General features: G+C 56.8%; 25 protein-coding genes. 8 read left to right on the top strand and 17 right to left on the bottom strand.

Annotated elements, in window-relative coordinates:
* Position 1: 1 nt before the first annotated feature.
* From NHU87_RS18755 to NHU87_RS18735, 5 genes are read right to left on the bottom strand one after another with little or no spacing between them, the layout of a single operon-like run.
* The gene (locus tag NHU87_RS18755) at positions 2 to 319 is read right to left on the bottom strand and encodes a cytochrome C oxidase subunit IV family protein (protein ID WP_253551487.1); all 318 of its coding nucleotides are present in this window, start codon (positions 317 to 319) and stop codon (positions 2 to 4) included.
* A gap of 12 nt (positions 320 to 331) precedes the next feature.
* Positions 332 to 1,045, bottom strand: coding sequence for a heme-copper oxidase subunit III family protein (locus NHU87_RS18750; protein WP_253551486.1), 714 nt, complete (start codon positions 1,043 to 1,045; stop codon positions 332 to 334).
* A gap of 6 nt (positions 1,046 to 1,051) precedes the next feature.
* Positions 1,052 to 1,738 carry a cytochrome c oxidase subunit 3 gene (locus NHU87_RS18745; RefSeq protein ID WP_253551485.1) on the bottom strand — a complete coding sequence of 229 codons (687 nt, stop codon included), beginning with the start codon at positions 1,736 to 1,738 and terminating at the stop codon, positions 1,052 to 1,054.
* Complete coding sequence (gene ctaD, locus NHU87_RS18740) at positions 1,735 to 3,510, bottom strand: cytochrome c oxidase subunit I (RefSeq protein ID WP_253551634.1); 1,776 nt, start codon at positions 3,508 to 3,510, stop codon at positions 1,735 to 1,737. Before ctaD ends, NHU87_RS18745 begins: the two co-directional genes overlap by 4 nt.
* A gap of 50 nt (positions 3,511 to 3,560) precedes the next feature.
* On the bottom strand, positions 3,561 to 5,027 hold the full coding sequence (locus tag NHU87_RS18735) for a cytochrome c oxidase subunit II (RefSeq protein ID WP_253551484.1): 1,467 nt from the start codon (positions 5,025 to 5,027) through the stop codon (positions 3,561 to 3,563).
* A 412-nt stretch (positions 5,028 to 5,439) separates the two neighbouring features.
* Between NHU87_RS18735 and NHU87_RS18730 the strand changes: the two genes are divergently transcribed.
* Positions 5,440 to 5,619, top strand: a complete 180-nt coding sequence (locus NHU87_RS18730; RefSeq protein WP_048394018.1) for a type II toxin-antitoxin system HicA family toxin — start codon at positions 5,440 to 5,442, stop codon at positions 5,617 to 5,619.
* Positions 5,620 to 5,655: 36 nt separating this feature from the next.
* Positions 5,656 to 6,063: a type II toxin-antitoxin system HicB family antitoxin gene (locus NHU87_RS18725; protein ID WP_253551483.1), complete on the top strand. Its 408-nt coding sequence runs from the start codon at positions 5,656 to 5,658 to the stop codon at positions 6,061 to 6,063.
* 56 nt (positions 6,064 to 6,119) lie between these two features.
* Here NHU87_RS18725 and tam read toward each other — a convergent pair whose 3' ends face one another.
* On the bottom strand, positions 6,120 to 6,890 hold the full coding sequence (gene tam, locus NHU87_RS18720) for a trans-aconitate 2-methyltransferase (protein WP_253551482.1): 771 nt from the start codon (positions 6,888 to 6,890) through the stop codon (positions 6,120 to 6,122).
* Between the two features lie 389 nt (positions 6,891 to 7,279).
* Here tam and NHU87_RS18715 point away from each other — a divergent pair, with 389 nt between their 5' ends.
* Together NHU87_RS18715 and NHU87_RS18710 are read left to right on the top strand one after the other, a co-directional pair.
* Complete coding sequence (locus tag NHU87_RS18715) at positions 7,280 to 7,783, top strand: inclusion body family protein (protein ID WP_253551481.1); 504 nt, start codon at positions 7,280 to 7,282, stop codon at positions 7,781 to 7,783.
* Between the two features lie 127 nt (positions 7,784 to 7,910).
* Positions 7,911 to 8,450 (top strand): AidA/PixA family protein, encoded by a 540-nt coding sequence (locus tag NHU87_RS18710; protein WP_253551633.1) that lies wholly within the window; start codon positions 7,911 to 7,913, stop codon positions 8,448 to 8,450.
* A 214-nt stretch (positions 8,451 to 8,664) separates the two neighbouring features.
* On the opposite strand, the gene NHU87_RS18705 is transcribed toward NHU87_RS18710, so the two are convergent.
* The gene (locus NHU87_RS18705; protein WP_253551480.1) at positions 8,665 to 8,817 is read right to left on the bottom strand and encodes a hypothetical protein; all 153 of its coding nucleotides are present in this window, start codon (positions 8,815 to 8,817) and stop codon (positions 8,665 to 8,667) included.
* Positions 8,818 to 9,014: 197 nt separating this feature from the next.
* On the opposite strand from NHU87_RS18705, the gene NHU87_RS18700 reads away from it, so the two are divergent.
* Positions 9,015 to 9,413 (top strand): low affinity iron permease family protein, encoded by a 399-nt coding sequence (locus NHU87_RS18700; RefSeq protein WP_253551479.1) that lies wholly within the window; start codon positions 9,015 to 9,017, stop codon positions 9,411 to 9,413.
* Between the two features lie 69 nt (positions 9,414 to 9,482).
* Here NHU87_RS18700 and NHU87_RS18695 read toward each other — a convergent pair whose 3' ends face one another.
* The 6 genes from NHU87_RS18695 to yiaY form a co-directional block, all read right to left on the bottom strand.
* On the bottom strand, positions 9,483 to 9,986 hold the full coding sequence (locus NHU87_RS18695; RefSeq protein WP_253551478.1) for a DUF4142 domain-containing protein: 504 nt from the start codon (positions 9,984 to 9,986) through the stop codon (positions 9,483 to 9,485).
* Between the two features lie 73 nt (positions 9,987 to 10,059).
* Positions 10,060 to 10,215: a stress protein gene (locus tag NHU87_RS18690; protein WP_253551477.1), complete on the bottom strand. Its 156-nt coding sequence runs from the start codon at positions 10,213 to 10,215 to the stop codon at positions 10,060 to 10,062.
* A 116-nt stretch (positions 10,216 to 10,331) separates the two neighbouring features.
* Positions 10,332 to 11,681, bottom strand: coding sequence for a sensor domain-containing protein (locus NHU87_RS18685; RefSeq protein WP_253551476.1), 1,350 nt, complete (start codon positions 11,679 to 11,681; stop codon positions 10,332 to 10,334).
* A gap of 102 nt (positions 11,682 to 11,783) precedes the next feature.
* Positions 11,784 to 12,422: a LysE family translocator gene (locus NHU87_RS18680; protein ID WP_253551475.1), complete on the bottom strand. Its 639-nt coding sequence runs from the start codon at positions 12,420 to 12,422 to the stop codon at positions 11,784 to 11,786.
* 64 nt (positions 12,423 to 12,486) lie between these two features.
* Complete coding sequence (gene fos, locus NHU87_RS18675) at positions 12,487 to 12,903, bottom strand: fosfomycin resistance glutathione transferase (protein ID WP_253551474.1); 417 nt, start codon at positions 12,901 to 12,903, stop codon at positions 12,487 to 12,489.
* A 262-nt stretch (positions 12,904 to 13,165) separates the two neighbouring features.
* A complete protein-coding gene (yiaY, locus tag NHU87_RS18670) occupies positions 13,166 to 14,314 on the bottom strand; it encodes an L-threonine dehydrogenase (protein WP_253551473.1) in 1,149 nt (382 codons plus the stop codon).
* 156 nt (positions 14,315 to 14,470) lie between these two features.
* Between yiaY and NHU87_RS18665 the strand changes: the two genes are divergently transcribed.
* Entirely contained in the window at positions 14,471 to 15,490 is a 1,020-nt protein-coding gene (locus NHU87_RS18665; RefSeq protein ID WP_253551472.1) for a DUF4917 family protein, read from the top strand.
* Positions 15,491 to 15,576: 86 nt separating this feature from the next.
* Here the strand turns inward: NHU87_RS18665 and NHU87_RS18660 are convergent, their stop codons facing one another.
* Complete coding sequence (locus NHU87_RS18660) at positions 15,577 to 16,119, bottom strand: helix-turn-helix domain-containing protein (RefSeq protein WP_038979290.1); 543 nt, start codon at positions 16,117 to 16,119, stop codon at positions 15,577 to 15,579.
* Between the two features lie 109 nt (positions 16,120 to 16,228).
* Between NHU87_RS18660 and NHU87_RS18655 the strand changes: the two genes are divergently transcribed.
* Both NHU87_RS18655 and NHU87_RS18650 read left to right on the top strand, forming a co-directional pair.
* Positions 16,229 to 17,011 (top strand): aldolase, encoded by a 783-nt coding sequence (locus tag NHU87_RS18655; protein WP_253551471.1) that lies wholly within the window; start codon positions 16,229 to 16,231, stop codon positions 17,009 to 17,011.
* Positions 17,012 to 17,040: 29 nt separating this feature from the next.
* Positions 17,041 to 17,928 carry a dihydrodipicolinate synthase family protein gene (locus NHU87_RS18650; RefSeq protein WP_253551470.1) on the top strand — a complete coding sequence of 296 codons (888 nt, stop codon included), beginning with the start codon at positions 17,041 to 17,043 and terminating at the stop codon, positions 17,926 to 17,928.
* 131 nt (positions 17,929 to 18,059) lie between these two features.
* Here NHU87_RS18650 and NHU87_RS18645 read toward each other — a convergent pair whose 3' ends face one another.
* The 3 genes from NHU87_RS18645 to NHU87_RS18635 all read right to left on the bottom strand — a co-directional run bounded on the left by NHU87_RS18645 (position 18,060) and on the right by NHU87_RS18635 (position 19,499).
* On the bottom strand, positions 18,060 to 18,404 hold the full coding sequence (locus NHU87_RS18645; RefSeq protein ID WP_253551469.1) for a YegP family protein: 345 nt from the start codon (positions 18,402 to 18,404) through the stop codon (positions 18,060 to 18,062).
* A 193-nt stretch (positions 18,405 to 18,597) separates the two neighbouring features.
* A complete protein-coding gene (locus NHU87_RS18640; protein WP_253551468.1) occupies positions 18,598 to 18,903 on the bottom strand; it encodes a ribbon-helix-helix domain-containing protein in 306 nt (101 codons plus the stop codon).
* Positions 18,904 to 18,917: 14 nt separating this feature from the next.
* The gene (locus NHU87_RS18635) at positions 18,918 to 19,499 is read right to left on the bottom strand and encodes a DJ-1/PfpI family protein (RefSeq protein WP_008010833.1); all 582 of its coding nucleotides are present in this window, start codon (positions 19,497 to 19,499) and stop codon (positions 18,918 to 18,920) included.
* Positions 19,500 to 19,715: the final 216 nt, after the last annotated feature.

Below are 19,715 nucleotides of genomic sequence, written 5' to 3'. Positions count from 1 at the left end.
CTTATTGACCGAAGGAAATGACCCGGCTGAGGAAGACATAGTCTGCCTCGGTGGCCATCAGTCCGACGAGTACCAGCAAACACAAAGGTGGCAACAATATGGCGTAGACCATGGTCAACCGTTCCCAGGCCATGTGCATGAAGATGGAGACAATCAAACCTGCCTTCAACAACATGAACGTGATAATCAGGGACCACCGAAGGTAGCCATGGAACTGGAAATAGTCGACAAGGTACGACAACGTGCTGAGGACGAATAACAGCCCCCAGATTTTAAGGTACAAACTGATTGGATGTTGTTGACCCTGAGCATGTGCCATCACCGTGCTCCTCTACCATAAATAGAAGAAAGCAAAAATAAACACCCACACCAAATCCACGAAGTGCCAGTAGAGCCCGGCTATCTCGACGTTCTGATAGTTTCCGGAGCGCTCATAATCTCCTCGCATTACTTTCAGCGCCACAATGCTGAGGTAGAGGGCGCCGATTGACACATGCAGCCCGTGGAAACCGGTAATCATGAAAAAGCTGGCACCAAATTGCGCCGCCCCCATGGGGTTCCCCCAGGGACGCACCCCTTCTGCGATGAGCTTGGTCCATTCAAATGCCTGCATGCCAACGAAGGCCACGCCCAAGGCCGCGGTCGCCAGCATCAGGGCAGCGGTTTTCGCGCGATCACGGCGATAGGCGAAATTAACGGCCATGGCCATGGTGCCGCTGCTACTGATCAGCACAAAGGTCATGATGGCGATCAAAATAAGCGGGATTTCCTTACCGGCAATCGTCAATGCGAACACTTCACTGGGGTTCGGCCAGGCGGTGGTGATGGTCATGCGTACCGACATGTAGCCGGTTAAAAAACAGGTGAATATAAAAGTATCGCTGAGCAGGAATATCCACATCATCGCCTTGCCCCAAGGGACTTGCTTGAAGACCTCTCTATCCGAGGCCCAGTCGCTGGCGATGCCCTGCCATCCCGGTTCAGGCGGTGAGTCTGGGGGATTGGATGAACTGGATTCGCCTGGGGCGAGTGGGTGCGATGCCATGGCTTTTCACCTCAGGCCGCAGAATCTGGCGATGGCTTCATAGGTTTCCGGCGTGCTGGCCAGTAAAGCGAATAGCACGAACCAAAGACCCAACAAGTAATGCCAATAGATGGTACAGAGCTCTACGCTGACGCCAAGTTGCGCCAACGGCACGCGATGCAGGAATTTAGCGACGATTATGCTCCAGGCTATCAGCCCGCCCAGCAGGTGGAGCCCATGCAGGCCGGTCAACAAGTAGAAAAAACTGTTGGCCGGATTGCTGGCGACAAAGTAGCCCCAGGCGACAAACTGCTGCCAGACCCAGAGTTGCCCCACCAGAAAGGCAATGGCAAATACGCCCCCCAATGCAAAACCGATGACCGTCGCGTCCAGTCGAGCCTGCCGGGCGGCCATACGCGACCACTGCAGTGCGATGCAACTCAATACCAGAAAAGCCGAATTCAGCCATAGCTGCCAGAGATTGGCTAACGGCGCCAAGGGGTCTGTCAGGGGGAGCCAGTCGGCCATTTGTGAACGGGCAATAAAGGCGAACAGGAAGAGAAAGAACAACGAACTCACCACGACCAGAAACAAGCGCAGGCCCACTCTTGCAATTTGGCTTCTATCGGCACCCTCCGTGGTATCCCCAGGATCGCGACTCCAACTGCCGCCGGGGTCTGCACCGTCGGCGTTTCTCAATAGCAGCCTTTTCATGTTTTAACGTCCGCTATCTTGGTTCCGGCGCTCAGTTGCCGCATCTGCTCCAGCTCCTCGGCGGAGACCGTTTGCGGAACGAAATCCTGTTCTATCCCCGGCACACTGTAGTCATAGGCCCAGCGATGCACGACCGGCAACTTCGCTCCCCAGTTACCGTGTATCGGCGGGGTGTTCGGCGTTTGCCATTCCAGACTGGCCGCCCCCCACGGATTACTGCCTGCGGGTTTGCCCTTGAATGCACTCCAGGCCAGGTTGAACAGGAACAGCAGTTGGGAAACGCCAACGATCAATGCGATCACCGTAATGAAGGCATTCAACTCTTGCGCCGACTGCGGGATGAACGCGTAGTTTTCATAGACGTAGTAACGGCGTGGCATGCCCTGGAAACCCAGGTAGTGCATGGGGAAGAAGATGGCGTAGGTGCCCAGAAAGGTAATCCAGAAATGCAGCTTGCCCAGGGTGTCGTTCAACATGCGCCCGGTTACTTTCGGGAACCAATGATAAATGCCGCCGAACACCACCAATACCGGTGCGACCCCCATGACCATATGAAAATGCGCTACGACGAAATAGGTGTCCGAGAGCGGAATATCCACGATCACATTGCCGAGAAACAATCCGGTCAAACCGCCGACCAGGAACGTGACGATAAAGGCCAGGGCAAACAGCATTGGCACGGTCAGATGGATGTCGCCCCGCCACAGGGTCAACACCCAGTTGTAGACTTTCAGTGCGGTCGGCACCGCGATGATCAAGGTGGTGACGGCGAAGAAAAAGCCAAAGTACGGGTTCATTCCGCTGACATACATATGGTGCGCCCAGACCACAAAGCTGAGTACGCCAATTGCAATAATGGCCCACACCATCATTCGGTAGCCGAAGATATTTTTACGCGCATGCGTGCTGATCAAGTCGGAAACCAGACCAAACGCGGGGAGAGCCACGATGTAGACCTCCGGGTGGCCGAAGAACCAGAACAAGTGCTGGAATAATATGGGGCTGCCACCTTGGTGATCGATCTGCTGCCCCAGCGAGATCATTGCCGGCATAAAGAAGCTGGTGCCCAACAGCTTGTCAAACAGCATCATGACCGCACTGACGAACAACGCCGGGAAGGCCAACAAGGCCATGATCGAGGCCATGAAGATGCCCCAGACGGAGAGCGGCATGCGAAACAATGTCATGCCGTGCGTGCGCGCCTGCAACACCGTGGTGACGTAGTTCAACCCGCCCATGGTGGCTGCAACAATAAAAATAGCCAGTGAGACGAGCATCAGGACAATGCCCCACTCGACCCCCGGTGTTCCCTGAGAAATGGACTGTGGTGGATAGAGCGTCCAGCCCGAACCGGTGGGGCCGCCGGGGACAAAGAAACTGGAGAGCAACACCACTACCGCCAGCAGGTAGAACCAGAAACTCAACATGTTGACATAGGGGAAGACCATGTCACGGGCGCCCACCATCAGCGGGATCAGATAGTTACCGAAGCCACCCAGAAACAAGGCCGTCAGCAAGTAAATGACCATGATCATGCCGTGCATGGTCATCGCCTGATAGTAAGCACTGGCGTCCATGAACTCCAAAGTGCCGGGGAAGCCAAGCTGTATGCGCATCAAGCCGGACAACACCACGGCGATAACGCCCACGAATAGAGCCGTCAAGGAATATTGAATGGCTATGACCTTGTGGTCCTGACTCCAGATATATTTGGTCAGGAAGCTTTTAGGTTCGTGCAGTGCTTCTGTTTCGGCTTGCTCCGCATAGGCCATCACGTCATCCTCCTGTTCGAAGTTTCGGTGCATTCCTGGCTGCTTTACGGCTACTTCCCTGGCTCCGCCTTGCTCGCATCAGCGTCGGCATTCGCTTTGGATTTGATAAAAGCGATCAGTGCGTTCAACTCCTGATCACTCGGAGCAAAGGCCGGCATGACGGCTGCATAGCCTTTGACGATTTTGGCGTTGGGATTAAGAATCGAATCCTCTATATAGCCCTCATCGACCTTGATATTCGTTCCGTCGGTAAGGGGTTCTGTCTCGCCATACAGGCCTTGCCAGGTGGGGCCCACTCCCTTGCTGCCATCGACACTGTGACAGGCCAGACAGCCGAGCGACTCGGCCAGTCGCTGCCCTTGCGTCGCCATGTCGTCACCTCTGTCCAGCTTTTCGCTGGTAGAAGGTTCTTGCTGCGCGGCACCGAGTGATTTGATCAGGGCGACGATGGCACCCAGTTCATCTTCAGTGAGAGTATAGGCCACCATGACTGGCGGGTAGCCCAGCACAAGTCGGGCCTTGGGATCGAGGATCGACTCTTTCAGGTAGGCCTCATCGACCAGCGCACTGGTGCCATCGGCAAACTGTTCAGTGCGGCCGTACAGCCCCTTCCATCCCGGGCCGAGACGAGTACTGCCATCCTGGCTATGGCAGGCACCGCAGCCGTATTGTTCGACCAACTGGCGGCCTTTTTCCAGCACGCTGCCCTGACTGGGTTTGGCAGCTGTCGTTAATGTCTGTGCAAAAGTCGGTTGGCTGTTCAGCCATTGATCGAAGGCGCCCTGCTCTTCCACGATCATCTGGCCGCGCATGTTGTAATGACCTACGCCACAATATTCAGCACAAAGGATTTCATATTTCCCGGTTTTGGTCGGCGTAAACCAAAAGTACGACACCATCCCCGGCACCATGTCCATCTTGCTGCGAATTTGCGGAATATAAAAATTGTGCAGCACATCTTTAGAGCGCAGTAAAACTTTCACTGGCTGATCGAGCGGAAGGCGAACTTCATTATTTTTTATAAGCACATCGTCTTGCCCAACAGGATCTTTGGGATCAAGGCCAAGGGGATTGGTGAAATCAACAAACTTGATATCCGATTTACCCAACTTCCCGTCCTGGCCGGCAAAACGAAAGGCCCACTGCCACTGCTGGGCGACCACTTCAAGCTCATAAGCATTTTTCGGCACTTGGATGAAATCATTGTAAACCACCAGACCTGGCGCCAACATCGCGGCAATACCTACCGAGGTCACGATAATCAACCAGGTTTCCAACTTTTTACTTTCTGGCTGGTAGTGCGCCCTGGAACCCTCCTTGTGACGATAACGCATCACGGCTACCGCCATAAATACCGTGATAGCGATGAAAAATATTCCGCTAATGATCAGGGTGATGAACAGCGTGGTGTCTATTGACCCCCAGTTGGAGGCTGGCGGTGCCGCATGCCAAGGCGCAAGTAAATGGAACAGTACTGAGGCAATAACGATTAGTATCAGGATAATTGCTATTGCCATTTCTGTTCATCCTATTCCTGTTGCTCACTGGTTATGCAACAGCCACTGACGTCCAGGCAGGGCAGACAAGTACCACCCATCGGGGCGGCAAAAGTCAGTAAAAAGTATAGTTCCATCGGGTTGAACCGCGAGGTTGATAAGGAAGGCCCGGCTGGCTGCTATACAGGTTTTTCTCCACCGTCAGAAATGGCCGGTTCTTTTAGGCATCAAATTTGATTTCCCCTCGCCCTCCAGCTCCTCGGCAAAACCCTGCAATACAGAAGGCCGGCCTCTCTCAAGCCATCGCCAAATGCCCTCCTAGACTCATTTCATGCCGCTAACACGTCGGTGCTCAGGATGAACTGGTGGTTATAGTGTTGATTAGTGAATTTCAGTAGGTATAGTAACCACAAGCACACCACAGGGAGGTGATGTGAATAGCCGGTTTTTGATAAGCCAAATCGTTGCAGACGGCTGGTATCTGGTACGAATCAAGGGGAGCCATCACCATTTCAAGCATCCGACCAAGCCGGGACTGGTAACGGTTCCTCATCCGAAAAAGGATCTGCTCAAAAAAACGGCCATCAGTATTTTGCAACAGGCGCTGCTCTGACGAGCCGATGGACAGCGCCTTCAGAGGATGACGAACATGCTTTACCCAATTGCAATTTCAATGGGCGATGACGAACACGCTTGGGGTGTAGAAGTACCGGATATTGCGGGTTGTTTCTCCGCTGGGGAGGATCTGGATGACGCCATGGCCATGGCTCGCGAAGCCATCGAAGGCCATTTCGAAATACTGGCCGAAGACGGATCGCCGATTCCGCCCGCCAACAAAGTGACCCTGCATGCGGCCAATCCGCAGTACGCTGGATGTACATGGGCCGTGGTGGACATCGATGTCACCAAATACCTGGGCAAGGCCCAGAAACTCAACATCACCCTGCCCGGCTATCTGCTCAACCGCATCGACGAATACGTACTGCATCATCCGGAAGAGAAAAGTCGCTCCGGGTTTCTGGCCTCGGCGGCACTCAAGGTATTGCAGCAGGGTTGAAGGTTCGAAGGTTGGTCAACCAAAGGGACAAACGGCCACGCATGTCCCTTTGTACGTCAGCGTGTCGCCACGATGAACAACCGCGGAAACGGCAACAGCACCGAACCATCACTCAGCGTCGGATAGGCCTTCTCGATCGCCGTTAGATACTGCTTGAGATACTGCACCCGCTCCGCCTCATTCAGTGGCTCAAGAAAAGGTCGTAAACCGCTGCCCTTGAACCACTCGACCACGCCCGATGCGCCGTCCGCGAGTGGATGGTAGTAAATGGTGCGCCACACATCGACCCGGCTGCAGTGGGCACGGAGCATCGAGTAGTAACCACTCGCATCCTCCATTTCCGTTCGCAGGCCAGGCGCACTTGCCAGTTTGTCAGCCCAAGGGCCGTTCGCTGCGACCTCGCGCATCAACCTGTGCGACGGTTCGTTGAGGTTGTCGGGCATCTGAATCGCCAGGCTACCGTCGGGCGCAAGCCTGGTCACCAATGACGGCAACAACCGGGCGTGATCGGGCAGCCACTGCAATACCGCGTTGGCGAAAATCACGTCGAACGGGCCGGTCTCGTTCCAGGTATCAATATCAGCAGTGTCGAAACGCAGGTCAGGCAAGCGCTTGCGGGCGGCCTCGATCATATCGGCTGAACTGTCCACCCCTCGCACCGCGGCAGTGGGAAAACGCTGCACCAACAACTCGGTGGAATTACCGGGGCCGCAGCCGATGTCGATTGCCGATTGGACGTCCACTGCGGGGATGGCGGCCAGCAAATCACGCGCCGGGCGCGTGCGCTCATCTTCAAAAGCTACGTATTGTTTGGCGGACCAACTCATATCGCTCTCCTGTCGGTGCAGTTGTAGCCAGAGGCGACAACCGGTTCGCTACGATACATCGACCGGTGTACTCCGCCCTATCCCGACTTTTGGAGTAGGGATCTGAACGAACCTTTTTTTATCGCCGATTCATTGGAAATCATAACCAAAAGGACCGTTCGTCGACCGACAGGCAAAGCGATTTTGACAGTATAAAAATGGCATCTATAGTCCTATCGCAGCCTGTTGGAAGGAACCCAACCCGTCATTTCAAGGCAAGGAGCAAGGCCAGCTCGTACCCGTGATCGAGTGGGTTCCCCAGTAGTGTGTTCGCAACGGCCGCAAGGCAAACAAGCGTTGTCGTGCCTGGTAGGTAGCCAGGTAATCACTATGTTCAAAGGAGCTTTACTATGTCTCGAGTCACGGATGTACTTGTTTCGATCGACACAGAAACCATTCTGAAAAACTACCCGAACATCAGCAAAAACCCTGCTTCGCCGACGCTGATCGACTGGAAGCACGTCTACATGGTCACCAATCAGGATAACGTGGTCGGCGGCCAGGCCGGTGGCGAGCTGGACCTCAAGGCTCAGGTCGGCGATCTGATTCGCTGGCGTGAAACCAGCCTGTCCCAGAGCTTCGAAACCGCCGTAATTTTCTACAAGTTCATCGGCAACGCAGGCAACGAGCTGATCTCCCCACCTTCGCCGCGCCGTGCTACCGCGTGCGTTGCGGTACCCAATACCAGCAATCCGTCAGTGCCTAGCTGCCAGAAAGTCGACAACCATTACTGGTCCTCGGAAACCCTGGCGTGTGGTCGTGTGACCTACCACTTCAACTTCCTGATCGTCGACCGCAACTGCCAAATTATCGGCTGCTGCTCGTGGGACCCGTTCATTTCCATCCATAACTGATGATGGAACCGGCCCCTTGGCAACGAGGGGTCACCCCCAGTTCGTTGCCGCCTCGGCTGGATCAGGATGTCTTGCTTGAAACCGAAGCGGCTACCGTTTTGCGTCAACATCATGAAAGGAATCCATGATGACTTCCGAACCGATGACCTCCCCTTCGGCGGGCGCCGTAACCGCCAATAGCGTGCTGCTGATCGTCGATGCCGAATCGCTGCTTTCCCGCTATCCGCAACCCAGCCTTGACCCGCAAAAACCGACGGTGATTGAAGATGGTTTCATCTTCGCCATCAGTGCTACGACGGCAGCACAAAATATTATAAATGACAGTAAAATCATGCTGACCACCAACAACGGAAAAGTCTTTCATATTCGCGGCAGGACCGTCAGTTTGCTGGCCGAACACACCGTGGTATTCCACAACATGACGGTGCATGATACCGGGATCCTTTCACCGCCCAAACTGATCGTCCACGGCGACCAGACCGTCCCCGCACCCGACCCCGCCAACCCGACCCAGCCTGGCAGCCACAGCGCCGATGATCATTATTGGGAGTGTTCGCAACTGAGCACGGGCGTGACCGCCTGCGAACTGAACTTCATGCTGATCAACCAGCGCTGCGAAGCGCTCGGGTACTTCAGCTGGAAGACTGAGGTGACGCTGTCGGCGTGAATAGACACCCACAAAAAACCGGCCTTAAGGGGTAATGCCGGTCAGTTAAGGGCAAATCGGACCTGTAGGAGCCAGGCTTGCCGGCGAAGGCATTCTTAAGGACGCCTTCGCCGGCAACCCTGGCTCCTACAGAAAAGCGGCTTACTCGCTTAACTGACTGGCATTAGCCTCAAGGGCCGGTTTCTCGATTAGCGCAGCGGTATAGCAACGCGACTCACTGCTTTTTATCATCCGCCCCCTTCTCCTGCATCTGCACCGAAGACTTGGTGCCGTCAGTATTGTCTTTGGTCTCGTTATCGGAATTATCGAAGCAGCCCTGCAACGCGAGCAGGCAGCAGCAAAGGTAAAACGTGCGGGGGAGGTTCATGCTGTTCTCCAGTTTCATGGGCTTGAAGTAGTGACCCATGTCGAGGGAAATGGTTGCGACTTTCTCGCCCCCGAACGATCGGCACTGACAGAGGGTTCAACGCATCGATTTTCCGCCCCCGCAGGCAATATTCAGCAGAATTTTCGTTATGCCCGTGCTGTCTGAAAATCAGGCGCATCCTTATAAGGAATACGGCAATGAAATTCGCGAAAATCGCACAGAAACTCTCCCTGTGGGCCGGCTATCCTCGGACTTTTCTGATGGCGATCATTCTGATTGTACTTTGGGGTTTGAGCGGGCCGATTTTTCATTTCAACGATACCTGGCAACTGATCATCAACACCTCGACAACCATCATCACCTTCCTGATGGTGTTCCTGATCCAGAACACCCAGAACCGCGACACCGACATTTTGCACCTGAAAATCGACGAATTATTACGGGTGACCAAGGAAGCGCAGAACGCGATGCTGGGGCTCGAATCGCTGGATCTCAAACAGCTGGAAGAATTGAGAAAGAAATATCGCCACCTCGGTGAGGGCGAAACGATTGCCCTGGACGGCACAGTCGTACCGGAAACAAAGAAACAGGATTGAATAAATGTTGATCCCTGCCCCGCGGGTGACCGGCGACGTCACCCGCGCCATTGATGCTAACGATGGGTGCTAACGACTGGCTTGCAGCTCTCTGGCCATTTGCAGGTGGTTTTGCAATTTGGGCAAGGTTTCTTCGGCGAAAGCTTTGATTTGCGGCACGTCCGTGGTCTGCGCTTGTTGCTGAAGCTGCTCGATTGATTCTTGTGTGGTTTTCACCTGGTTGGCGGCGTATGCCTGATCGAAGGACGCGTCGTCCTTTACCTCCGGGATCAATGTCTTGGCCTTGTCCATCACCTCTTCGCGTGGCGCAACCGGTAAATCAAGTTCCTTGGCAATTTTCGCCAGATGCTGGTTGGCGGTGGTCAGGTCGTTGATCACCACGATGGTGTAATCCTTGACCTGTTGGGACTCGGTTTTCTGGTGCGCCAGGCGACTGGCTTCGATGTCGGCCATGCCTTTGGCCGACGCTTCGTTGATGAATTCGGCAACTGACTGGGCAAAGGCACTGCTGGCAAACAGACCCAGTAACGTGACAAAACTGACATTGCGTAAACGGGTGGCCATCCGGCTCATGGTCGCGCCCTCCTTCTTTGAAAATTCCAACGGGGGCTTTCGCCCCCGTCTTTTAATAAAACCACCTTCACTATTACCGGGATTTCTGACCACCTTTGCGGCCCATGCCGCCTTTCGCGGAGTCTTTATCAACGGTCGTCGTGGTGGTTTTCCCACCTTTGCGACCGGATTCAGACGCCTTCGTTCGATCGTGGGAACTACCCGGACTTGGATTTTTTGAAGTAGGCATGGTTCTCATCCTCTTGGTGATGATTGCTGCGAGCAGCCGCCCGCATAGAATATGAATTTCCATCGCCAAAAAGGTTTAGAAAAACTGGCAACGCTGCGACGAACGGTGACGGGCTTTCAGGCCCCGAGACGCAGGTGCTGCTGACGCTTGGCGCTGTACATCGCCTCATCGGCATGCCTGAACAGCTGGTTTTCTTCAGTCCCATGTTCGGGGTAGCGCGCAACGCCAATGCTCGGCTGAATGTTCAGGTTATGCCCGTCCAGGCGCAGGGGCTGAACCAGCACCTGGCGGATTTTTCCCGCCACACTCTCGGCATCCTCCGCGGCGTGAATGCTGTGCAACAACACGACAAATTCATCACCGCCGATGCGCGCCACGGTGTCGGTTTCACGCACGCAGCCCTTGAGCCGATTGGCGACTGCCTGCAACAGCATGTCGCCGACCGCATGCCCGTGGGTGTCGTTGACTTGCTTGAAGCGGTCGAGGTCGACGTAGAGCAATGCCATTCGACCGGAATCTACTCGGGCCAATGCCAGCGAGGCTTTGAGGCGTTCGCGCAACAACTCGCGATTGGGCAGCTGAGTTAGTTGGTCGTATTGGGCCATGCGCTGGAGCCGGGCATGCAATTGCTTGCGCTCGATAGCGGTCGCGACCTGATCGCAAACATACTGCAGCAGTTCCTTGTCTTGCTCGGTATAACGCTCGCCGCCCGGTACGCTTTTAACGATCAACGCGCCAATGGTGCCGTTCTTCGAACTCAATGGCACACCCAGCCAGCAGGGCGAATCCTGCCCCGCGACCAGCGCCGCAAACCCAGCCGGTGGATTGTCCTGATCCGGGGTCAGCAGGATCGGCAAACCGCTGCGAATCACTTCACCGCAAAGACGCCCGGTCACCGTTCCGGGCTCCTCGGGTTGCGGTTCACGGTCGTCGACGTGATAGGGAAAATTCAACTGCGCGCAGTGCTCGTCATACAGCGCCACGGAGAAATTCAATGCCGGAAGCCATTCGCCGATGATCGAATGGATGCGTTTGAACAGCGCCAGCAAATCTTCCGTCGCATGGGCCGCTTCGGAGATGGCATACAACGCCGCTTGCCGGGACTCGGCCTGTTTGCGCTCGGTAATGTCATGAGCCACGGCGATACGCAATTGGTCGACCTCGGACCAGCGCGCCGACCAGAGAATGTGCGCCACCCGACCGTCCTTGCGCAGGTAACGATTTTCGAAATTCAGCTTGGGCTCGCCGCCCATGATCTCCCGCGCGGCGTCGAGAGTGCGCTGTCGGTCGGCGGGATGCACCAGGTCGATCATCGGCTGGCCGATCAACTCGTCGGGGGTATAACCAAAAATGCGCTCGCAGGCCGCGCTGACAAATACGAAGCGACCTTGTTTGTCCACCGCACAGACGGCGTCCAGCAAGAGGTCGATGTAGCTCGCCAGTGGTTCGGAGTTTCTGCTTTCCATGATGCCGAGAGCGTGTCCGGACAATGCAACATTGAACAACCTCCCTGACCGGTCATACGCCCGAGCGCTGACTGTGCAGCTGACGCGTCCCTGCGATCAGCCTCAAGCTTTGTTCGTCACCAGCCCCGGCAGCGCATGCACCAGGGCATTGATGGCAAAACCGATGAACATTACCCCGCACAACCGGGTGATCGCCAGTTCATGACGCTGATACAGCGTGCGCACCTGACGCGCACCGACGATGCCTATGAGGATAGCGTAGGCCATAAGGCCACCAACGAAGCTCAAGACGATCAACCATGGCAGCATCGACCAATGCAGCAATTCTGCACGGCTGGACAGCAGCGCAGTAAAGGTCGCCACTGCCACCGGATAAGCCTTGGGGTTGGTCAGACCGAACATGATGCCGTGCCAGAACGGCTGCCGCGCCGGCCCCTGAGGTGCATCGGCATTGCCGCGGCGAGCCCGGACCGCGCGAAGGCCCAGCCAGAACAGGTAGAGCCCACTGAGCACGCCCAGCACATCGAACGCGGTGCTGCCGATTTCACGCGCACCGACAATCGCGATCAGCGCGGTGCTGCACCAGACCACGTCGCCCAGCAAATGCCCGCACAGAAACCCCGCTCCGGCCCGCCGCCCGCGCGCCGCGCCGATGCCGAACACCGCCAGAACGCCGGGCCCCGGCGTGATGCCATAAATGAAGCCCGAGGCGAGAACGGCCATTAGCAGCGATGGAGTCATGGGAATTCCTGTTGAAACGCCGGATGAATGGACGCAAGTCTATCTCAGGACCCCGAGCATCGACTTAACGATCGTCGAAGAACTTCATCCCCGCATACGGCCGTTGCCGGCAAGCCGTCAGCCGCGACGCCAGATCCCCGACATGCGCCTCAAGCTTGTGCCCGTCCGGGTCGAGAAAATAGAACGACGCGCCTTCGCTGCGGTTATCCCGCCATTCCCGCACGTTGGTCGATCGCAGGCGTTCGACGAACAACGGAAAGTCCGCAGAATCGATGCTGAAGGCGTAATGGATATAGTCAGCAGCGGGCGCGGATTCGCGCAGCGGATCGAGAGAAAGACACAACCACAGACCGGGTAGCGAAAGATAGGCGCCGGTGTCCCACGTGGCTTCGAGCTGAAGTTGCAGCAGATCCCGATAGAACGCCACGCTGCGGTTCAGGTCGGTGACGGCGAGGGTCAGATGGTTGAGGCCGGTTAGCATGGGTTTAGTAACCTTGAGGCTGGTTCCGAGCGGAGCGTACAACTTAAACGTCCTTGAGCGTATAGCCGCAGGTTTTTTGTTGGCTGTAAGCCAGTCATCGCGAGCAGGCTCGCTCAACACATTGAATGCGTCGGGCACAGGATTTGTGTCCGACGCCCACCCCTTCAAGTCTAAACATACAAGCGAGCCTGCTCGCGATGGCGTCCTGTCGGCTCGGACGAGATCGCAGCGTAGCGTTCTTTGCGTCCGAACCGTGCCCTGGTTAAAACGCGTTGCGGAAAATCTCCTCGATCTGCCGCTGATCCGCCGCGCGTGGATTGGTCAGTCCACAGGCATCTTTCAGGGCATTGCTGGCAAGCACCGGGATGTCGTTGAGCCTGGCACCGAGCTCGCGTAAACCGGCGGGAATTTCCACGTCCCTGGCCAAGGTGCGAATAGCCGCGATCGCTGCCTGCGCGCCCTCCTCGGGGCTAAACCCGTGAATGTCGGCGCCCATTGCACGGGCAACATCGGTCAGGCGGTCAGCACAGACCAGCGCGTTGAAACTTTGCACATGAGGCAGCAGCACCGCGTTGCACACGCCATGGGGCAAGTCGTAGAACCCGCCCAATTGATGAGCCATGGCATGGACATAACCCAAGGACGCATTGTTGAATGCCATACCGGCGAGGAACTGCGCGTAAGCCATGTTTTCCCGCGCGATCATGTCACTGCCGTCGCGTACGGCCAGGCGCAGGTTATTGCTGATCAAGGTGATGGCTTTCAGCGCACAGGCATCGGTAATCGGGTTGGCCGCCGTGGAGACGTAGGCTTCGATGGCGTGGGTCAGTGCGTCCATGCCAGTGGCGGCAGTCAGGCCCATGGGCATGGCGACCATCAGCGTCGGATCGTTGACTGACAGCAGCGGCGTGACGTTGCGATCGACGATGGCCATTTTCACGTGACGGGATTCGTCGGTGATGATGCAAAAACGGGTCATCTCGCTGGCAGTGCCGGCGGTGGTGTTGATGGCGATTAGCGGCAGCTGCGGTTTGGTCGACTGGTCGACACCTTCGTAGTCACGAATCGTCCCACCGTTTGTGGCGCACAAGGCGATGCCCTTGGCGCAGTCGTGAGGCGAACCGCCGCCCAGAGACACCACGAAATCACAGCGACTTTCCTTGAGCAGACCCAGGCCAAGCTCGACGTTGGCAATGCTCGGATTCGGCTTGGCGCCGTCGAAGATCACCGAGTCGATGTCCTGGATCGCCAGTTTTTCGGCAATCATCGTCGCCACGCCAGCCTTGGCCAGCCCGGTGTCGGTGACGATCAGCGCGTTGCGAAAACCATACTTGCGGATGGCATCCATGGCTTCGTCGAGGCAACCGGTGCCCATGATGTTCACAGCGGGGATGAAAAACGTACTGCTCATGCGAGAGTCTCCTGGCTGAAGCCGAATCGGCAGCGCCGATTTGGCGGGTGGGCACAGGATCGACCCATCAGTCGTGCGGTAACTTGATCTGGCTCAAGTCCGGGTCGTGATAAAGTCGCCGTCCATCAGACCTTTTGCTTTGAGACTTTGATCGCAATGACCGATTTCCAGGATGTCGATGCCCAACTTGAAGACTGGAACGCCTTGCGCACCACCGCCTCATTCGGCGGCCTGCTGGTGGGTAACGGCGCCAGTCGTGCGGTGTGGGACGACTTCGGCTATGACTCGCTGTTCGAAAATGCCCGCACCGTCGAAGAAAAGCCTCTGAGCCAATCCGAACTGAGCGTGTTCGACGCGATGCAGACGCGTAGTTTCGAACAAGTACTTGGGGCGCTGAAAACCACCAGCCGCGTCAACAAGGCGTTGGCCGTCAGCTCTGCGGCGCCGCGCAACCGCTATTACGCGATCAAGGAAGCGCTGATCAACACCGTGCATGCGGTGCATATCCCTTGGCGATTGGTGGTGCCCTCGACGCTGGCGACGATCAATCAGGAACTGGGCAGCTATCGAACGGTGTTCACCACCAATTACGATTTGCTCAACTACTGGGCGGTCCAGCACCAGCCTGACGCCATTACCGATCTGTTTCAGGGCACCGAGCCGCGCTTTGATTTGAGCCTCACCGCGACCGACAAAACCCGGCTGCTGTACCTGCACGGCGGCCTGCATCTGGTGCGCAATCAGGACGGCACGGCGCGTAAACTGATATCGACCGAGGGTACGTTACTGGGCAGTTTCGCCATTAACAATACGATCAAGACCCTCGACGACGTGCCGCTGTTCGTCACCGAAGGTCCGACCCAGGACAAGCTCAAGACTATTCGCAGCTCGGATTACCTGTCGTTCTGCTACGACCAGTTGCTGAGCCATGGCGACGGGCTGTGCATCTTCGGGCATGCCCTTGGCGACCAGGACAGTCACATCATTCATGCATTGCGCCAGGCGAAGCCGAAGACTGCGGCGATCTCGATTTACCCGCGCAGCAAGGCATTCATCCAGCATCAGAAGCGGCACTACACGAAGGTGTTCGAGGGGACGGGTGTGGAGCTGCGGTTTTTTGATTCGAAGACCCATGCGCTTGGCAACCCGAAGCTGACCGTACCGGTCGAGGTTTAGGTCAAGATCAAAAGATCGCAGCCTTCGGCAGCTCCTACATAGATCGGTGTGGGAGCTGCCGAAGGCTGCGATCTTTTAGAGACACCTCATTCCTCGCTGCTATGCACCACCACCAGCAACTGCGCCTGCACCTCACCCACTGACCTGATGCGATGCGGTTTCTGCGCATTGAAGTGCAGCGCATCCCCCCGATTGAGCAGCACGCGCTCGTTCATGAAGTCCACTTCCACCTGCCCCTCGTGGACGAACAAAAACTCTTCCCCCAGATGTTCCTTGAAGGTTTTGTCGGTGAACTCTGCCGGCGGGTAGATGATGAACGGCAACAGGCTGCGTTCACTGACCTGATGGGCCAGCACCGCATAACCCGGGCTGTGGTCGTTGGCGGCCAGGGACTGGCGTTCGTCGCTGCGCACCAGGCTGTAGCTGTCGAGGCTGACGTTGTCTTCGGAGAACAACTCCTCGACCTTCACGTTCAGCGCCTTGGCCAGTTTCAGGGCAGCAGCAATCGACGGGGTATTCAACCCGCGCTCGACTTTCGACAGGTAGCTCTTGGTCATGCCGGATTTTTCGGCCAGGGCCTCCAGCGTCACGCCAAGTTTTTTTCTCAGTAATTTCAAACGGATAGACATGTAGAGCGATTAATCCATCAAGGAGGCAACGATTTGTTCTTGCCAATGACACAATGTGTCATATAGCCTCTTTGGTGTCATTTGCATGATCCACAGAAGGACACCGAACATGGCCAAGACATTAGCACTACCCAAAGAGCAACTGGTCAAGCAAGCGCTGACGCAGATGCAAAACACCCTGGCGGATAATACGTGGACCGACCGGCAAAAGCTGGCCCTGACCTCCCGCATTCTGTTCGAAAACGGCCACGATTCAGGTCTGGCCGGGCAAATCACCGCTCGCGGCCCGCAGCCGGGCACCTATTACACTCAGCAACTGGGCCTGGGTTTCGACGAGATCACGGCAGGCAATCTGCTGCTGGTCAACGAAGACCTGGAAGTGCTTGAAGGCCATGGCATGCCCAACCCGGCCAATCGTTTCCACAGCTGGGTGTACCGCGCCCGGCCAGACGTGAACTGCATCATTCACACGCACCCAACCCATATCGCGGCGCTGTCGATGCTCGAAGTGCCGCTGCAGGTTTCCCACATGGACCTCTGCCCGCTCTACGACGACTGTGCGTTTCTCGAAGACTGGCCGGGTGTACCGGTGGGCAATGAAGAAGGTGAACTGATTGCCGGGGCCTTGGGCGACAAGCGGGCGATTCTGCTTTCCCACCATGGTCAGCTGTCCACCGGCGCGACCATTGAAGAAGCCTGTGTCATTGCGCAACTGATCGAACGTGCGGCGAAGTTGCAGTTGCTGGCCATGGCCGCGGGGGTGATCAAACCGATTCTTCCCCAGCTTGGCCGCGAAGCCCATGACTGGATTTCAAAACCCAAGCGTCACGTCGCCGCGTTCAACTACTACGCTCGGCAGAACCTGCGTCAACACGCCGATTGCCTGAACTGACCCCACTCATTCTTCAAAGGAGAGACACCATGTCGACCCCAAACATTCACGGCATCATCGGCTACACCATCACCCCCTTCACCGCTAATGGCGAAGGCATCGATCTGGACGCGCTCGGGCGTTCCATCGATCGCCTGATCGACAGCGGCGTCCACGCCATCGCCCCATTGGGCAGCACCGGCGAAGGCGCTTACCTGAGCGACGCGGAATGGGATCAGGTCAGCGAATTCAGCATCCGGCATGTCGCCAAACGCGTCCCGACCATCGTCAGCGTGTCCGACCTGACCACCGCCAAAGCCGTGCGCCGAGCGCGTTTCGCTGAAGCTCACGGCGCCGATGTGGTGATGGTGCTGCCGGCGTCCTACTGGAAACTCAGCGAGGCAGAAATCCTTGCCCACTATCGCGCCATCGGCGAGAGCATCGGCGTGCCGATCATGCTCTACAACAACCCGGCCACCAGCGGCACCGACCTGTCGGTGGAGCTGATCCTGCGGATTTTCAACGCCGTCGATAACGTCACCATGGTCAAGGAAAGCACCGGCGATATTCAGCGCATGCACAAACTGCAACTGCTGGGTGAAGGTCAGGTGCCGTTCTATAACGGCTGCAATCCGTTGGCGCTGGAAGCGTTTGCGGCAGGCGCGAAAGGCTGGTGCACGGCGGCGCCGAATCTGATCCCGCAGCTTAATCTCGACTTGTACGAAGCCGTATTGGCCAACGACCTGGGTAAGGCTCGCGAACTGTTCTATCGCCAATTGCCGCTGCTGGACTTCATCCTCAAGGGTGGTCTGCCGGCGACCATCAAGGCCGGGTTGCGCATGACCGGGCTGGAAGTGGGCGATCCGCGGTTGCCGGTGTTTGCGTTGGGTGAAGCGGGTCGCAGTCAGTTGCAGGGATTGTTGAACGCATTGCGCTGATCGTCAGCCACACACAAAACACTGTGGGAGCGAGCCTGCTCGCGATAGCGGTCTGTCATTCAACATTTATGTTGACTGTCATGGCCTCATCGCGAGCAGGCTCGCTCTCACATCAGGTAGCCGGTGTGGGTTTAGAACACCGGCAAGGTCTTGTCCTTGATCATCGTGGTCGGGCCGTTGGCCTTGACGCTGGCGATGCCTTTATCCCTCGCGGCATCGGATGAGTAGGACTCGCTGCTGCCGATGATCTCGTGGTTACCGGCCTTGAGATTGAAATAAGGATGACCGTCCTTGGTGGTCTTTTTCTCGTAGCGTTCGTCCAGCGGGCTGTTGGCCTGAACCGAAGCGATACCGCTATCGGCTGCACCGCGCGTGGTGTACAGCTCGCTGGTCAGAATGGTTTCGGCATTGGCCGCTTTCAATACAAACTTGAATTGACCGCTGACGGTTTTGCTCACTTCGTACCATCCAGACATGCTTTTACTCCTTGGCGATTGAAAGGTTTCGCGCTTCAGAGTAAAGACCAAGTCAGGATTTCTGTCGCCTGTACCGGCCTCTTCGCGGGCAAGCCTCGCTCCTACAGGTTCGATGTTGTTCTCACAACGTATGCAAAACCTGTAGGAGCGAGGCTTGCCCGCGAAGGCATCCTCAAAATTGATACAAGCCGCTCTATTTCACCGCCGCCCGCACCACCGACAACTCCGGGGCCTGCCCCCGTCTCTGACTCAGGTAGCGCATGCAGCTGACCCGCAGGAACGAGGCGAAATTCACCACTTCGCCGCGGTAGTCCATCACCTCTTCATACAGCTTGGCGATCAACTGATTGGTGGTCATGCCGTCCACCTCGGCGATTTCGCTGAGGATGTCCCAGAACTGATTCTCCAGCCGCAGGGTGGTGACCACCCCGCAGATGCGCAGCGAGCGGGAGCGCGATTCGTAGAGAATCGGATCGGCCTTGACGTAGAGCTCGCACATGGACAAATCCCTCGTTACAGCGTGATTTTAGTGCCCAGCAATCCGAGGAAACCGGCCAGCCAGCTCGGGTGCGCCGGCCAGGCTGGTGCAGTGGCCAGATTGCCTTGAACGTGACCTTGCGTCACCGGGATATCGATGAATGTGCCGCCAGCCAGGCGCACTTCCGGAGCGCACGCCGGGTAAGCGCTGCACTCACGCCCCTCAAGAATGCCTGCCGCGGCCAACAGTTGCGCACCGTGACACACGGCGGCGATCGGTTTGCCGGCCTTGTCGAAGGCTCGCACCAGGTCCAGGACTTTTTCGTTCAGGCGCAGGTACTCCGGCGCACGACCGCCCGGCACCAGCAGCGCATCGTAGTCCGCCGCGTCTACCTTGGCGAAATCGAAGTTCAGGGCAAACAGGTGGCCGGGTTTTTCGCTGTAGGTCTGATCGCCTTCGAAGTCATGGATCGCTGTGCGTACGGTCTGGCCGGCGGTTTTGTCCGGGCAAACGGCGTGTACCGTATGGCCGACCATCAGCAGCGCCTGGAAGGGCACCATCACTTCGTAGTCTTCGACGTAATCGCCGACCAGCATCAGAATTTTTTTAGCCGCCATGGGGAGGACTCCTCTGGAAAATGCATGGGCATGCAGGAGTATTCAAGGTAGTCCTTATCCGGCGGGTCGGGTAATAACCAGTTACTACCTGAAGGACCGCGTCATCGTTCATCGCGGGCAAGCCACGCTCCCACAGTCCTGTATCGATCTTGCGGTCAGTGCGAAACCTGTGGGAGCGCGGCTTGCCCGCGATGGCGTCCTCAAACTGGACGCCAA

Origin of the sequence: Pseudomonas mandelii (assembly GCF_024138395.1) — a bacterium.
In the GTDB taxonomy this organism is placed as follows: domain Bacteria; phylum Pseudomonadota; class Gammaproteobacteria; order Pseudomonadales; family Pseudomonadaceae; genus Aquipseudomonas; species Aquipseudomonas mandelii_E.
Note: the sequence above shows the minus strand (reverse complement) of the source record. Positions and strands in the feature narration are given on the sequence as shown.